16 protein-coding genes are annotated in these 14349 nt (G+C 70.4%); 7 read left to right on the top strand and 9 right to left on the bottom strand.

Translation table 11 applies throughout. The features are described 5' to 3' along the window. Positions 1 to 432 precede the first annotated feature (432 nt). The 6 genes from K1T34_RS20970 to K1T34_RS20945 form a co-directional block, all read right to left on the bottom strand. Entirely contained in the window at positions 433 to 1371 is a 939-nt protein-coding gene (locus K1T34_RS20970) for a DUF4349 domain-containing protein (protein WP_220245922.1), read from the bottom strand. Positions 1372 to 1436: 65 nt separating this feature from the next. Beyond that, entirely contained in the window at positions 1437 to 1949 is a 513-nt protein-coding gene (locus K1T34_RS20965; protein WP_220245921.1) for a YbjN domain-containing protein, read from the bottom strand. Next, complete coding sequence (gene mshA, locus K1T34_RS20960; RefSeq protein WP_255638624.1) at positions 1946 to 3253, bottom strand: D-inositol-3-phosphate glycosyltransferase; 1308 nt, start codon at positions 3251 to 3253, stop codon at positions 1946 to 1948. The genes K1T34_RS20965 and mshA overlap by 4 nt, the downstream gene beginning before the upstream one ends. A gap of 22 nt (positions 3254 to 3275) precedes the next feature. Next, on the bottom strand, positions 3276 to 4097 hold the full coding sequence (locus K1T34_RS20955) for an alpha/beta fold hydrolase (RefSeq protein ID WP_220245919.1): 822 nt from the start codon (positions 4095 to 4097) through the stop codon (positions 3276 to 3278). Between the two features lie 21 nt (positions 4098 to 4118). Continuing rightward, entirely contained in the window at positions 4119 to 5291 is a 1173-nt protein-coding gene (locus K1T34_RS20950) for an Ig-like domain-containing protein (RefSeq protein ID WP_220247321.1), read from the bottom strand. Between the two features lie 188 nt (positions 5292 to 5479). After that, complete coding sequence (locus K1T34_RS20945; protein WP_255638623.1) at positions 5480 to 6559, bottom strand: UDP-N-acetylmuramate dehydrogenase; 1080 nt, start codon at positions 6557 to 6559, stop codon at positions 5480 to 5482. A gap of 25 nt (positions 6560 to 6584) precedes the next feature. Here K1T34_RS20945 and K1T34_RS20940 point away from each other — a divergent pair, with 25 nt between their 5' ends. From K1T34_RS20940 to purU, 5 genes are all read left to right on the top strand, one after another. Next, complete coding sequence (locus tag K1T34_RS20940) at positions 6585 to 7097, top strand: DUF2505 domain-containing protein (RefSeq protein WP_220245917.1); 513 nt, start codon at positions 6585 to 6587, stop codon at positions 7095 to 7097. Beyond that, positions 7076 to 7876: a class I SAM-dependent methyltransferase gene (locus K1T34_RS20935; protein WP_220245916.1), complete on the top strand. Its 801-nt coding sequence runs from the start codon at positions 7076 to 7078 to the stop codon at positions 7874 to 7876. The genes K1T34_RS20940 and K1T34_RS20935 overlap by 22 nt, the downstream gene beginning before the upstream one ends. 135 nt (positions 7877 to 8011) lie before the next feature. Continuing rightward, on the top strand, positions 8012 to 8800 hold the full coding sequence (locus K1T34_RS20930) for a DedA family protein (RefSeq protein WP_255638622.1): 789 nt from the start codon (positions 8012 to 8014) through the stop codon (positions 8798 to 8800). After that, complete coding sequence (locus K1T34_RS20925; protein WP_360584655.1) at positions 8703 to 9305, top strand: maleylpyruvate isomerase N-terminal domain-containing protein; 603 nt, start codon at positions 8703 to 8705, stop codon at positions 9303 to 9305. The genes K1T34_RS20930 and K1T34_RS20925 overlap by 98 nt, the downstream gene beginning before the upstream one ends. A 15-nt stretch (positions 9306 to 9320) precedes the next feature. Beyond that, positions 9321 to 10193 (top strand): formyltetrahydrofolate deformylase, encoded by an 873-nt coding sequence (gene purU, locus K1T34_RS20920; RefSeq protein WP_220245914.1) that lies wholly within the window; start codon positions 9321 to 9323, stop codon positions 10191 to 10193. A gap of 21 nt (positions 10194 to 10214) precedes the next feature. Here the strand turns inward: purU and K1T34_RS20915 are convergent, their stop codons facing one another. After that, complete coding sequence (locus K1T34_RS20915; protein WP_220245913.1) at positions 10215 to 11264, bottom strand: NAD(P)-dependent alcohol dehydrogenase; 1050 nt, start codon at positions 11262 to 11264, stop codon at positions 10215 to 10217. A gap of 105 nt (positions 11265 to 11369) precedes the next feature. Here K1T34_RS20915 and K1T34_RS20910 point away from each other — a divergent pair, with 105 nt between their 5' ends. Both K1T34_RS20910 and K1T34_RS20905 read left to right on the top strand, forming a co-directional pair. Continuing rightward, complete coding sequence (locus K1T34_RS20910; protein WP_255638620.1) at positions 11370 to 11972, top strand: TetR/AcrR family transcriptional regulator; 603 nt, start codon at positions 11370 to 11372, stop codon at positions 11970 to 11972. Positions 11973 to 11983: 11 nt separating this feature from the next. Next, on the top strand, positions 11984 to 12628 hold the full coding sequence (locus K1T34_RS20905; RefSeq protein ID WP_220245912.1) for a haloacid dehalogenase type II: 645 nt from the start codon (positions 11984 to 11986) through the stop codon (positions 12626 to 12628). Here K1T34_RS20905 and K1T34_RS20900 read toward each other — a convergent pair. Together K1T34_RS20900 and K1T34_RS20895 are read right to left on the bottom strand one after the other, a co-directional pair. Then, complete coding sequence (locus K1T34_RS20900; protein ID WP_255638619.1) at positions 12621 to 13634, bottom strand: NADP-dependent oxidoreductase; 1014 nt, start codon at positions 13632 to 13634, stop codon at positions 12621 to 12623. The two genes, K1T34_RS20905 and K1T34_RS20900, sit on opposite strands and share 8 nt — an antisense overlap. Positions 13635 to 13766: 132 nt before the next feature. After that, positions 13767 to 14201, bottom strand: a complete 435-nt coding sequence (locus K1T34_RS20895; RefSeq protein ID WP_220245910.1) for an SRPBCC family protein — start codon at positions 14199 to 14201, stop codon at positions 13767 to 13769. Positions 14202 to 14349 lie beyond the last annotated feature (148 nt).

Genomic DNA, 14349 nt, shown 5'->3' with positions numbered 1-14349 from the left:
GCGCACAGCCTGCCAGAGCGGACCAGGTTCGTGACTGGTGAGTCCCGCTTGAACGATGTTCTACAGAGAGTGTGTTACCCCATAGTAACACCTTCACCCGAACAGAAGTCAGCCCGTCAACAAGCCGCGAAAAGGGTGCAATGTGCTGCGCGCTGTTATCCCGCCTCGCGAAGTTCACTCGAATGGAGTAACGAGTAGTCTTGTGATTACAGGTGGACATCTGACAGGTTTGGCATGTCCCGCTCAGCCGGATTCCACGCACTCCCCGGCTGACGGCGGGCTATGACCGCGGCTCGTCTCCCCCCTGCCGAGCCGCGGCCCGCCGGCCCCGTTGGCATCCCCCTCGTCACCGGGTCCTTGATCGGCGGGAACTTCAGCGGGGCGGCTCGAGATCGCGACTCCCCCCTCCCTCGAGCCGTCCCGCCTTTCCCGTTATCCCGCAGGTCCGGCGGGGACAGCCGCGTCTGCCGTGTCACCGACCGGCCGCGAACGGCGTCGCTTGCGCACCCACCACCACACCGCCCCGGCCGGGATCCCGAGCACCACGGCGAACGGTGCGATCGCCCCCAGCGCCGTCAGGAAGCCGCCGCCGACGGTCAGGAACGCGTCCCAGCCACCGGCGAGCCCCGCGAGGAAGCCGGGCAAGTCATCGGATGTCTGCCCGGGACCGGTCACGACGTCGGCCGTCACGGACAGTGCCACTGTCGACATCGCGACACTCCCCACGAGCGCCTTCTGCTGCTGTTCGAGTGACTCGAGCGCGGCTTCGCGGTTGGTGAGCTCACTCTCCACACTCGCGATCTCGGAGATCGACGTCGCCTTCGCCAGCAACGCCCGGATCCGGTCGACGCTCGCGCGCTGCGTCGCCAGGCGCGCGTCCACGTCGACCACCTGGGCGGTGACGTCCTGGGAGCTCAGCTCCCGCTTGGTGACCTTGCCGAGCCCGGCGAGCTGGTCGAGCACCCCGTCGAGCTTTTCGGCGGGCACGGCGAGGCTCAGGGTCGCGGCCGACTCCAGCGTGCTCTCCTGGCCCGTGTACCCGCCGGCTCCGGTCGCGATCACCCGCGCCCGCGAGACTACGTCGTCGAGCTTCGGGGTCGAGAGGTCCAGTCGCGCGCTCCGGGCGAGCTTGCGGTCGGTGGTCCCCGCGGCCCCCACCGCCGGCGGAACCGGGCCCTTCGTGGTCAGGCCCTGCTGCGGCACACCGGGTTGCGCCACCCCCTGCTGGGGCAGTCCCTGCTGGGGCACAGCCGCGCGCCCGGCAGCCACCCCACTGTCGGCCTCAGTCGAGTTCGGCTCGTTCGCCGTGCACCCCGCCAGCGCCACCAGCAACCCGGCGCCGGCCAGCACCCATCTCCATCGAGTTCTCATCCGTCCTCCTCCACTCGGGTGGCAGACGGACGGACCCCGGCGTCAACGGCGTTGCACGGCCCGAGTCACGACTCGGTCAAGCCCGGCTCGTGCGGCTTCTCGGGCGCCACGAGGTGCTTGAACGCCTGGAGGTTCGCCAGCGACTCCCCGCGCGACACGCGCCAGTCCCACTCGCGCTTGATCGACGACGCGAACCCGATCTCCAGCAACGTGTTGAAGTCACCGTCGGCGGCTTCGAGCACCTGCCCGAGGATCTTGTCCAGCTCGGCGTCGGTCACGGTCTCCTTGCCGAAGCGCCCGACGAGGTAGATGTCGCCGATACTGTCCACTGTGTAGTGCACGCCGTAGAGCCGGGCGTTGCGCTGCAACAGAAAGCGGTACACCTGCTCGTGCGCCTCGTCCGGGCGGCGGCACACGAACGCCTCCACGGAGAACGCGTGGTCGCCGTCCACGAGCCAGCAGTTGGTCTGGAGCTTCTTCGTGCCCGGCAACGTCACGAAGTACTTTCCTTCGCCACGCCGGTCGTACTTGAGCTCGGCAGCGTCCAAAGTGGACTTGATCGTCGCGTCCAGGCTCACACGGCCACCTCCGCCCGCACTTCGAGCGCTCCGCGGAACGCCTTGGTCGCCTGAGCATAGATCTCCAGCAGCGAGTCCGTGGTGCGGCTCCAGGAGAAGCGGTGGGCGTGCAGCACGGCGTTGGCGCCGAGCTCACGCCGGCGTTCCGGACGCAGCGCGACGGCTGCCAGCGCGTCGGCCCAGTCGGTCGCCGTGTGCGAAGGCACGAGCAGCCCGGACACACCGTGCGGCACCGCGACCGGCAGCCCGCCGACCTCGGCGGCCACCACGGGCGTGCCGCAGGCTTGCGCCTCCAGCGCCACGAGCCCGAACGACTCGTTGTAGCTCGGCACGGCGACCACATCGGCCGCGCGGAACACGTCCACGAGCTTCTGCCCCGGCTGCGGCGGCAGGAACCGCACCTGCTCCTGGATGCCCAGCGTCCACGCCAGTTCCTTGAGCGCCTGCGGCTGCTCCAGCCCGGTGCCCGACGGCCCCCCGACCACGAGCACCACGAGCTTCGAGCGCAGCGCCGGCCGCTGGGTCAGCAGCTCGGCGGCCGCGCGCAGCAGCACGTCCGGCGCCTTCAACGGCTGGATCCGGCCCGCGAACGCCAGCACCACGGCGTCCCGCGGCAGCCCGAACGCGTCGCGCGCCAGCGCCTGCGAACCGGGCGTGAAGCGGTCGAGGTCGACACCCGGCGGCACGGCGTGCACCGCGTGCGGGTCGGCGCCGTAGAGGTCCACGAGCTGGCGGGCCTCGACCTGCGTGTTGGCGACCAGGCAGTCGGCCTCGGCCACGACCTGGTCCTCGCCCATCACGCGCGTGCGCGGCTCGGGCTTGTCGCCGTCGGCGAGCAGCGAGTTCTTGACCTTCGCCAGCGTGTGCGCGGTGTGGACCAGCGGCACGCCCCAACGGTCGCGCGCGAGCCAGCCGACCTGGCCCGAGAGCCAGTAGTGCGAGTGGATGAGGTCGTAGTAGCCGGGCTCGTGGAACGCCTCGGCCCGCAGCACTCCCGAGGTGAACGCGCACAGCTGCGCTGGCAGCTCGTCGCGGCCCAGCGGCTCGAACGGGCCGGCCTGCACGTGGCGCACGGTCACGCCCGGCGCCAGCTCGGCCAGCGGCGGCTGGTCCGACGAGGTCGCACGGGTGAACACCTCGACCTCGACGCCGCGGCGCGCCATCTCGGTGGCGGTCTCCCGCACGTACACGTTCATGCCGCCCGCGTCGCCGGTGCCCGGCTGTTCGAGCGGCGAGGTGTGCACGGACAGCACCGCGATGCGACGCGGCGCAGCGCGGAACCCCGACAGAGAGGAGATGGTCACCTGGTCACTACTCCTGTGTGCGCTACTCGGCTGTTTCCCCGGAGAACCGCCGCAGCGCGGAGTTGAACTCCCCCGCGTCCTCGACGAACGGCAGATGCCCCGCATCAACGAACCAACGCAGAACGGCCCCCGGAATCTTCCCGGCCGAATATTCCGCTGCCGACGGATCGACCACGCGGTCGGCCGTGCCATGCACGACCAGGACCGGTTTGTCGACCTTGGCCAGCACTTCAGCGCTCTCCACGTCGCGCCTGAACAGCGCCGCGCGCACGGCCGGCGGCACCGCCAACGACATCCCGAGCAGGGCTTGCGCGAATGTCCCGGGCACCGAGGCGTTCGCCTGGGCCCGGGTGAACTCGACCAGCGCAGGCACGGCGACCTCGGGATCATCCGAGAGCGCCGCGGGCAGCGCGGCCCGCATGACCGATCCGGTCTTACCGCCTTCGCGGCCGCGGCCGATCTCCGTGATGGCTCCGACGAGCACGATCCCGGCCAGCCGTGCCGTTCCGTGCACCCGCAGGTAGTCGGCGATCACGAGCCCACCGTAAGACCAGCCGACGACGATCGCGTCGGGGCCCGCGAAGTCGAGCACGGCGGCGAGGTCGTCGGCCCACTGGCGCGGGTCGTCGTAGCCGGCCGCCGGGACGTCGGACGCACCGTGGCCCCGCAGGTCCATCGCCACCAGGCGGAACCGGTCCGTGAGCGCCGGGTCGGCCAGCTGGGCCGCCCACGCGCGCGACGACTGGGCCCAGCCGTGCACGAAGACGATCGGACGCGAGTTCTGGGCACCCTCGACGCGCAACGCGATACGCACGCCGGAGGTACCGACCACTTCGGTGTTCACGAGGTCAGTTCGTAGCACGCTTCACTTCGCCGCCGACAGCGTCTTCCAGGTGGACCAGTCGTAGAACCAGTCCTTGACGTCGGAGCCGGTGGGGCTGGACAGCTGCGAACCGGTCACCTCCACCGGGTCGCCGATGAGCGCGGAGTCGAAGTACTCCTTCGCGTCGGCTTCCAGCAGGTTGACGCAGCCGTGGGAGTTGTTGGTCTTGCCGATGTTGGCAGCGTTGTCCTGGTTTTCGTGGATGTACTCGCCGTGGTTGGAGATGCGGCAGGCCCACTTCTTGTTGACGTTCGTGTAGCCGTAGCGGGCGTTGTCGAACACCGCCGTGGGCTCCTTCGACATCACGATGAACGTGCCGTTGGGCGTGTTGCGGTTCACATCGGAGTCGAGGCCGTTGGCGCACGGGTAGCTCTTGTACACGGAACCGCCGCGGTAGACCTTCATCTCGTGGTCGGGGGTGTTCACCTTCACGACCTGGTTGCGGCCGATCTTGAATTTGGTCGTGACGTCGGCCTTGCCGTAGGCGCCGTTGCCGAGGTCGACGCCGTAGAGGTTGGCCTCGACCTCCACGGTCGTGTTCTCCGGCCAGTACTCCTTCGGCCGCCAGTCGACCTGCGTGGCCGAGAGCCAGCCCCACGAGCCTTCGACGTCCGTCTTCACCTTCAGCGCCTTCTCCACGGCCGCGCGGTCCTTCGGCGCTTCCTTGAACTTCACGCTGATCGGCATCGCGACGCCCACGTGGGCGTCGTCGGCCGGGTTGAGCGTGGCGCGCAGCTGCTTGGCCGGGTTGACCGTCGCGAAGGAGCCCTTGAGCTCCACGGGCCGGTTGTCGGTGCCGGTGGCCTTGGCGGCGTAGGTGTAGGTCTTGCCGTAGCCGAGCGATTCGGAGCTCTTCCAGGTGAGGCCGTCGGCCGCGAGGTCGCCCTTGACGGCATCGCCGTCGGAGTTGGTGACCTTCACCTCGCTGAGCTTGCCGTCGGTCACCTTGATGACCACGGGCTCGCGGACGTCCGCGTCCTTCGCGTTCACGGCCGGCGTGGCGGTGATCTTCGCCACCGGGTCCACGGGCTTGCCGCCGTCCTCCCCACTCCCGCCGAGCGGCAGCGCTGTGCCGTTCGTGGTGGTCGAACATGCGGCCGCGAGCGCCCCCGCCCCCGCGGCGAGCACCGCCTTGAACACCGTGCGCCGTTCCATCCCCGTGAACCTCCCCTTTTGGACAACGCCGACCCCCGCACCGGCGGATGCTTCCACGCTGTCAGCGCCGGTGAGCGCCTCGACGTTACCTGCCGACGCCGGGTTCACCCAGTGAGTGGCGCCCGCGTCATGTCGACAAGACGTTTCATCCACCGGGTGGTTCCGCTGGTGACAGCGTTGTGACGGGATCAGAACGAGCAGGCGATCAGCAGCGGTTCCGGGTGCAGCGTCACGCCGAAGCGGTCACGCACACCGTCGCGGACTTCGCGGGCCAGGGTGAGCAGGTCGGTGGTCGTGGCGGTGCCGCGGTTGGTCAGGGCGAGCGTGTGTTTCGTCGACAGCGAGGCGCGGCCGCCGGGGCCGGGGTGGCCCTTGGCGAAGCCGGCGCGCTCGATCAACCACGCAGCGGAAAGCTTCACGCCACCGTCGGCCGGGTACTGGGGCACGGCGACGTCCGGGCCGACGACGGCGGTGATCCGCGCGAGCACGGCCTCGACGTCGGGCGAAGGGATGATCGGGTTCGTGAAGAACGAGCCGGCGCTCCACGTGTCGTGGTCGGCCGCGTCGAGGACCATGCCCTTGCCGCGGCGCAGGCCCAGAACCGCGGAGCGCGCGGCGGCGGTGGGGACTTTCGCGCCGATCTCGACACCGAGCGTGCGGGCGAGCTCGGCGTAGCGGATGGGCGCGGACTCACCGGCCGGGTCGACGCGGAAGCGGACGCTGAGCACCACGCCGCTGTCGGTGCCCTTGAGCACACTGGTGCGGTAGGCGAAGCCGAGCTCGTCGGCCTTGACCGTGCGCACCTCGCGCGCGGCGCGGTCGTAGAGCTCGATCGAGACGATGGACTCGGCGACCTCGCAGCCGTACGCGCCGACGTTCTGGATCGGTGTCGCGCCGACGGAACCCGGGATCCCGGACAGGCACTCGAGTCCGCCGATGCCCGCCTCGACGAGCCCGGCGACGAACGAGTCCCACTCCTGCCCCGCGGCCGCCTCGACGACGTCGTCGGAGTCGTCGGTGTCGCCGGCCCAAATCCAGCCGGTGTTCGCGACCTGGATGAGCGTGCCGGGGAAACCGCCGTCGGCCACCACGAGGTTCGAACCGCCGCCGAGGAGCAGCACGCGTTCGCCGGCGGCGTCGGCCTCGCGCACGGCGGCGACGAGATCGTCGCTGGTCGTGGCCCGCACGAACCGGCGCGCGGGTCCTCCGAGGCGCAGCGTCGTGTACTCGGCGAGGCGCGGCGGCGCGGGCGTTTCGACGGGGTTCACGCTGCCTAACGGTACTGTCCGGCCCATGGGATCCCGGATCGAGCACCGTGCCGAGTTCTCCGCCGGACTCGGGGCCGTGCTGGCCGCCGTGTCCGGTGAGGACGCGCTGCGGGCGCGCCTGAAGGAGCTGGGCGGCGACAACGCGGCGCTGCTCTCGCACTCTGTCACCAAAGACACCTCCGGCGACGTCGTGCGCTACGAACTGCAGCACGGCATCGCCGCGCAGCGCCTGCCCCAGGCCGTGCAGGCCCTGCACCGGGGCGACATCATCGTGCACCGCAAGCAGGTGTGGCAGCGCTCCGGCGACGCGTACACGGGCAAGGTCGACGTCAGCGTGAGCGGCGTGCCGGGCGAGATCGGTGCGCAGACCTTCCTGACGCCGCGTGGTGAGCGCGTGGAGTTCCGGACGTCCGGCGAGGTGACGGTGCGGATCCCGCTGTTCGGCGGAAAGATCGAGGAGTTCGTGGCCCAGCAGGTGACGAACCTCTTGGCCCACGAAGCCGACTTCACCACGTCGTGGCTGGCCGAGCACGCCTGAGCCCGGTGGGCGCCCCGACGAGGGGCACCACCAATCCCAATCGGTTACGCAGAGTCGATCGCTGGCTCGCGAACGACCCCGCGGTGACGCGGCTGTTGCGGCGAATGCCCGACCCGCTCGTGGTCGACCTCGGCTACGGCGCGTCACCCGTCACGACCGTCGAGCTCCTTCGCTGGCTACGCCGGGTCCGCACCGACGTCCGTGTGCTCGGGCTGGAGATCGATCCGGAGCGAGTGGCGTTCGCGCGCCGCGCCGCTGACCCTCCGTGGCTGGACTTCCGCCGCGGCGGCTTCGAGCTGGCAGGCGCGCGGCCGGTGGTGGTGCGGGCGTTCAACGTGCTGCGCCAGTACGCAGAGCACGAAGTCGCCGGCGCGTGGAAGGTGATGCTCGACGCGATGCCCGACGACGGGCTGATCGTTGAGGGCACCTGCGACGAGATCGGGCGGCTGGCCTCGTGGGTCGTCGTGGGCGGGGCCGGCCCGGTTTCGCTGACGGTGTCGATGCGGCTCGCGAACCTGGAGCGTCCGTCCATTGTGGCCGAACGACTGCCCAAGGTTCTCATCCACCGCAACGTTCCCGGCGAGCCGGTGCACGCGTTCCTGTCCGCTTTGGACGACTGCTGGGCCGCCGCGGCGCCGCACCGGTCGTTCGGGGTGCGGGCGCGGTGGGTGTCGGCGGTGGGAATGCTGCAAGCCCGGGGCTGGCCGTTGCTCGGCCGGCTGGAGCGCTGGCGGCTCGGGGAGCTGACGGTGCCGTGGGAAAGTGTGAACCCGCTCTGAATTGACTACGGACAGTGCCCGACTGGGCTGATCAGTGCGGGTACGAATGCGTCGTCCGGGTACGAATCCCACCTGTTCACCGACCCACCCCCGCGGTGTCACCCGGTGGCGACCTGTGGTGATCACGATAGGCAGGTGGAACTGCTTCAACACGCCACCGACCTGCTGAGCGGCGCGCTGGGTTCGCCGTGGCTCTGGGTGCTCGTGTTCGCCGTCGCGGGGTTGGACGCGCTGCTGCCGTTCATGCCCAGCGAGACGACCGTGGTGACGGTCGCGGTGCTGCTCGGGCCCGACCCGGAGCAGCTGGCGTTGCTCGCGCTCGTCGCGGCGGCCGGGGCATGGGCCGGCGACTGCCTGGGCTACACCGTGGGCCGGGCGGCCGGGCCGCGGGCGCTCGCGCGGCTGCAGCGCGGGCCGGCGGGGCGGGAGCGCTACGAATGGGCGCGCGAGCAGGTGCGGCGGCAGGCGCCGTTGCTGATCATCGCCGCGCGCTACCTGCCGGGCGGCCGCGTGGCGAGCGCGCTGGCCACGGGCAGCCTCGGCTACCCGCTGCGCCGCTTCATGCCGCTCGACGCGGCCGGCGCCGCCGTGTGGGCGGTCTACAGCGTGCTGATCGGCCTGGCCGGCGGCTCGACGTTCGCCGACGAGCCGGTGAAGGGCCTGCTCCTGTCGTTCATCCTCGGGCTCGGCCTGGTCACCCTCATCGAGTTCGGGCGGCGCCTGCGCTTGCGGCGACTACGGTCGAGCGATGCACCTGACCGAGGCGATCGACATCCACGCCGACCGGCTGAAGGCGGCGGCCCTGACAGCGGGCCCGTCGGCGCACCTGCGCAACTGTCCGAAGTGGACGATGCACGACCTGGTGACGCACCTGACGACAGTGCTCTCGTCCACGGTCGCGGCGATCACGGACCGACCCACTGAGCCCGCGCCACCCACCGACTGGGCCGACGCGCTCGGCCGGTGGGACGGCCAGCGCCTCGCCGTCCGCGAAGCCCTCCGGCTGCCTGCCGATACCCCAGTGCGATCGCCGTTCCCCGGCGGCGGACTGCTGACGGTCGGCCGCTGGGCCCGGCGCCTGGCGCACGAGACGGCGATCCACCGGCTGGACGCGGAGAGCGCCCTGCCCGAGCCGCCGGCCACGCGGTACGCGGACGTGTTCGCGGTGGACGGGATCGATGAGTTCCTGACGTTCTTCGTTCCCCGCCGGGCCGCTCATCAGGACGGCGTCGTGCGGATCGAAGCCGGAGACCGTGCGTGGACGGTCGTTCTGCGTCCCGGTGAGACTCCGGCGGTCGAGTCGAGCGGCACCGCGGACCTCACCGTCACCGGCTCACCCGACGACGTTTACCGCGCCCTCTGGGGCCGCCCCCACGCCGCGCGGATGGTGGGCCGCGTCGCACTCCTGGAGCCCCTCGCGGCGCCCTGACCAGCACCGGCGAGAATGGTGGGCGTGCCTGATCCCCAGCGTTACGTGCTCACCTTCGGCTGCCCCGACCGCACCGGCATCATCGCCCGCATCTCGGGCTTCCTCGCCGACCACGGCGGGATGATCGTGGAGGCGGCGTACCACACCGACCCGGACTCGGGCTGGTTCTTCACGCGCCAAGTGGTGCTGGCGGGGTCGCTGCCGTTCGACGCCGACGGGTTGCGGGAGCGGTTCACGGCCGTCGCAGAGGAGCTGTCGGCCGAGTCGAGCTGGCAGGTGCGCGACACGGGTGAGCGCCCGCGCGCCGTCGTGCTCGTCTCGAAGGCCGGGCACTGCCTGTACGACCTGCTGGGCCGCGTCGCGTCCGGGGAGCTCGACGTGGACATCGCGGCGGTGATCGGCAACCACGCGTCGCTCGCGGACATCACGCGGGCGCACGGGATTCCGTTCTACCACGTGCCTTTCCCGGCCGACGGGAAGGCCGAGGCGTTCGCCCAGGTGCGCAAGCTCGTCGACGAGTACGACCCCCACGCCGTGGTGCTGGCGCGTTTCATGCAGGTGCTGCCGGCCGAGCTGTGCGACGAGTGGGCCGGGCGGGCGATCAACATCCACCACAGCTTCCTGCCGTCGTTCATCGGGGCGCGGCCGTACCACCAGGCGCACATCCGCGGGGTGAAGCTGATCGGCGCGACCTGCCACTACGTGACGGCCGACCTCGACGCCGGCCCGATCATCGAGCAGGACGTGATCCGCGTGGACCACGGCGACTCCGTCGACGACCTCGTGCGCAAGGGCCGCGACATCGAGAAGGTGACGCTGGCGCGCGGCCTGCGCTGGCACCTCGAGGGCCGCGTGCTGGTGCACGGCAACCGAACGATGGTGTTCTGAGCGCAGGCCGCGCGGCGGCGATCAGGCGCCGATCGTCGACGCGTCGATCACGAAGCGGTAGCGCACGTCGCTGTTCTCCACGCGCTCGTAGGCGGTGTTGACCTGGTCGGCGGTGATCGTCTCGATCTCGGCGCCGATGCCGTGCTCGGCGCAGAAGTCGAGCATCTCCTGCGTCTCGCGCATGCCGCCGATGCCGGAGCCGGCGAGGATCTTGTTGCCGCCAAGCAGCGAGAAAGCGTTATACGACAGGGGTTCGCCCGGCGCGCCGACGTTCACCATCGCGCCGCCCACGCGCAGAAGGCTGAGGTAGGCGTCGATCGGCAGCTTGGCCGAAACGGTGTTGAGGATGACGTCGAAGCGCCCGCGCAGGACGTCGAACGTGGCCTCGTCGCCGGTGGCGTAGTAGTCCTTCGCGCCGAGCTTGAGGCCGTCTTCCTGCTTCTTCAGGCTCTGGCTGAGCACGGTCACCTCGGCACCCATGGCCACGGCGAGCTTCACGCCCAGGTGGCCGAGCCCGCCGAGGCCGACGACGGCGACCTTCTTGCCCGGCCCGACGTTCCACTGGCGGAGCGGCGAGTACGTGGTGATGCCCGCGCACAGCAGCGGCGCGGCGATGTCGAGGCCCAGGTCTTCCGGCACCCGGCAGACGAAGTGGTCCTTCACGACGACCTGGCGGCTGTACCCGCCGTAGGTGTTCTCGCCGTCGTAGCCCACGCCGTTGTACGTCGGCACGTTGCCCTTCAGGCAGGACTGCTCGACGCCGGCCAGGCAGTATTCGCACTCGCCGCACGAGTCGACCATGCAGCCGACGCCGACGCGGTCGCCGACCTGGTACTTCGTGACACCCGAGCCCACCGCGGCGACGACGCCGGCGATCTCGTGGCCGGGCACCATCGGGAAGATCGCGGTGCCCCAGTCCTCCTTGGCCTGGTGGATGTCGCTGTGGCAGATGCCGGCGAACGCGACGTCGATCAGCACGTCGTCCGGACGCAGGTCGCGGCGCACGATCGTCGTCGGCGCGAGCGGCCGCCCCGCGGCCGGTGCGGCGATGGCGGGCGTGGTGGTGGTCATGAAATCCTCCAGACGATTCCGGGCTCGGCCGCCCGGACAATGTAAGACCCCCCTTACATCTTCTATAGTAAGAGGGGTCTTACATCCGCGCGACCGAGATCGGGTGTGATCCACGACATGGGCGGCAAGTACCACCACGGCGACCTGCGCGCCGAACTCGTGCGCGTCTCGCTCGACCTGATCGCCGAGCAGGGCGTGGAGGGGTTCTCCGTCGCCCAGGTCGCGAAGCGCGCGAACGTCTCCGCCGCCGCGCCGTACCGCCACTTCCCCGACCGGTCCAGCCTGATGGCCGCCGTCGCCGCCGCGGCCGCCTGCCGGCTGCGGGACCTGGTCGACAAGGTCATCGCCGAGGAGCCCGACCCGGTCACCCGCCTGGCCTCCGCGCAGGGCACCTACACACGCTTCTTCATCGACACGCGCCTCGGCTTCCCGGTCCTCTTCGCCGACGGCCTGGCCAACCCCGAGTACACCGAGATGCACGACCAGCGCCGCGCCATGTTCAGCACGTTCCTCACCCTCAGCCTCGCCGTCACCGACGGCCACGCCACGGCCCTCGAACTACTCGAACAACTCAACGCCCAGTCCCACGGCTACGGCTCGCTGTACCTGGACGGGGTGTCGCCCCGCATGGGCTACTCGGCGGACCAGGTGGTGGCCAAGTCGACGAGGGCGGCGCGGATCGTGATCGAGGCCTACCGGACGCAGTGAGGTGAGTGCGCATGCTCTGCGTGTTCGACGTGAACGAGACGCTGCTCGACCTCCGGGCGCTCGATCCGCTGTTCCGCGAGCTCACCGGGAGCCCCACCGCGCGGCAGGAGTGGTTCGCGCTGGTGGTGCACACGGCGTTGACCGTGACGGCGACCGGGGGCTACCGGGACTTCGCCGAGATCGCCGGGCTGGCCGCCATGGATACCGCAGGCCGGTACGGCCGCGAGCTCACGGACAACAACCTGGCCAGGATCGGCGACGGGCTGCGGTCGCTGCCCGCCCACGCCGATGTCGACGAAGCCCTCCGAACGCTCAAGCAAGCCGGCCACCAAGTCGTCGCGTTGACGAACTCGCCGCTCGCCACCGCGGAGGCGCAGTTGCAGAACGCGGGGCTCGCGACGAGGTTCGACCGGATCTTCTCGGCGCAGCAGGTCAGCCGGCTCAAGCCCGCGCCCGAGCCGTACCGCCAGGTGCTGAGCGCTTGCGGCACAACGAAAGCCGTGATGATCGCCGCGCACGGGTGGGACCTGGCGGGGGCGGCGGCGGTCGGGATGGAGACCGCCCTCATCGCGAGGGACAACCAGCGGCCACTCCCAGGCCGGCCCGCCACCTACACGGCGACGAGCCTGCCCGAGCTGGCCGCGAAAATCAGCTGAGCCGCACCAGCATCTTGCCGGTGTTCGCGCCACTGAGGAGGCCAAGGAAGGCGTCCGGGGCGTTGCGGATGCCGTCCACAATGGTCTCCGAGTACTTGATCTCGCCGGAAGCCACCAGCGGCGCCACTTCGGACACGAACTGCTGCTGCAGGTGCCAGTGGTCGAGCACGAGCATGCCCCGAATGGTCATGCGCTTGGCGATGATCTGCACCAGGTTGCGCGGCGCGGGGGTGGCCTCGGTGGCGTTGTACTGCGAGATCATGCCGCACACGGTGATGCGCCCGTGCAGGTTCATCGACGCGATGGCGGCCTCGAGGTGCTCGCCGCCGACGTTGTCGAAGTACACGTCGATGCCCTCGGGCGCGGCGGCGGCCAGCTGCTGGGCGACGGGGCCGTCCTTGTAGTTGAAGGCGGCGTCGAAGCCGAGATCCTCCACGAGGTGGCGCACCTTCTCCGCCGAACCCGCGCTGCCGATCACGCGCTTGGCGCCCTTGAGCTTCGCCAGCTGGCCGACGAGCGAACCCACCGCGCCGGCCGCACCGGAGACGAACACCGTGTCGCCCGGCTTGAACTCCGCGGTGACCAGGAGCCCGGCGTACGCGGTGAGGCCCGGCATGCCGAGCACGCCCAGGTACGTCGAAAGCGGGGCGACGGAACCGTCGACCTTCACAGCCTTCGTCGCGTCGACCACGGCGTGGGTGCGCCAGCCGAGCTGGTGCAGCACATGGTCACCGGGCTTGAAGCCGTCCACAGTGGACTCCACGACCTCGCCGACCGCACCGCCGCTCATCGCCTCGCCGACCGCGAAGGGCGGCGCGTAGGACTTGGCGTCGTTCATCCGGCCGCGCATGGCCGGGTCGACGCTCATGAACACGTTGCGCACCAGGAGCTGACCGTCGGCCGGCGTCGGGATGTCGGTGTCGACGACGTCGAAGTTTGCCGACGTCGGCACGCCGTGCGGGCGGGCGGCGAGCCGGATCTCGGTCGCCTGGGTCGGTGCGTTCACCACGGGACTCCGTTCATGACAAGACTGGTTTCCTGAGACTGGGTAAGAACCGGGGCCATCGCCCCGCATACACCCGCCCCAACGAGCCAACCGGGGCGATCATTCCGATTATGCCCGGTCGTGTGGCAAGCGCTACACGATCTCCTCGAGCTTGCCGAGCACGCCGTCGTAGATCTTCTTCAGCCCACCGGGCGCGAACGTCTTCTCGAAGAAGCCGCCGACGCCGCCGGCACCGTCCCAGCTGGTCTGGATCCGCACGACGCTGCCCGAGCCCGAAGGCGAAACGGTCCAGGTCGTGACCATGCTGGAGTTCGCGTCGGTCTCCACGAGGGTGCCCGGCGCCGGCTCGGTCACGGTCGCGGCGACGTCACGCACCCGCTTGGACGTGGCCTGCAGCTTCCAGCTCGCCTTGGTGCCCGCACCCACGCCACCTTCGGTGACTTCGTAGTCGCGGTAGTGCTCGGTGAGCAGCTTCGGCCGGGTCTCGGCGTAGTCGGCGACCAGCTCGCGAACCCTGTCCACCGGCGCGTCGATCGTGCGCTCCGCGGTGGCCGTGACCTTACCCATCTCGCTCCTCGCTGTACTGGAGAACCCCTCACGCGCCACCTTCGCACACCACCCGGTCGGGCACCGCGTCACCAGGGGTTTCCCGCCGAGGGTCACACGCAAAACGGGCCGCCCGGGGAAGTCCCCGGACGGCCCGTCGTCGGCGCGA

It is taken from the genome of Amycolatopsis sp. DSM 110486 (assembly GCF_019468465.1).
In the GTDB taxonomy this organism is placed as follows: Bacteria; Actinomycetota; Actinomycetes; order Mycobacteriales; family Pseudonocardiaceae; genus Amycolatopsis.
This window is presented reverse-complemented; position numbering and strand designations above follow the sequence as displayed.

Coding starts and splice junctions, on each gene's coding strand:
- K1T34_RS20970 (WP_220245922.1), bottom strand. CDS start 1,371: ATGAGAACTCGATGGAGATGGGTGCTGGCCGGCGCCGGGTTGCTGGTG.
- K1T34_RS20950 (WP_220247321.1), bottom strand. CDS start 5,291: ATGGAACGGCGCACGGTGTTCAAGGCGGTGCTCGCCGCGGGGGCGGGG.
- K1T34_RS20940 (WP_220245917.1), top strand. CDS start 6,585: ATGGGATCCCGGATCGAGCACCGTGCCGAGTTCTCCGCCGGACTCGGG.
- purU (WP_220245914.1), top strand. CDS start 9,321: ATGGTGGGCGTGCCTGATCCCCAGCGTTACGTGCTCACCTTCGGCTGC.
- K1T34_RS20915 (WP_220245913.1), bottom strand. CDS start 11,264: ATGACCACCACCACGCCCGCCATCGCCGCACCGGCCGCGGGGCGGCCG.
- K1T34_RS20905 (WP_220245912.1), top strand. CDS start 11,984: ATGCTCTGCGTGTTCGACGTGAACGAGACGCTGCTCGACCTCCGGGCG.
- K1T34_RS20895 (WP_220245910.1), bottom strand. CDS start 14,201: ATGGGTAAGGTCACGGCCACCGCGGAGCGCACGATCGACGCGCCGGTG.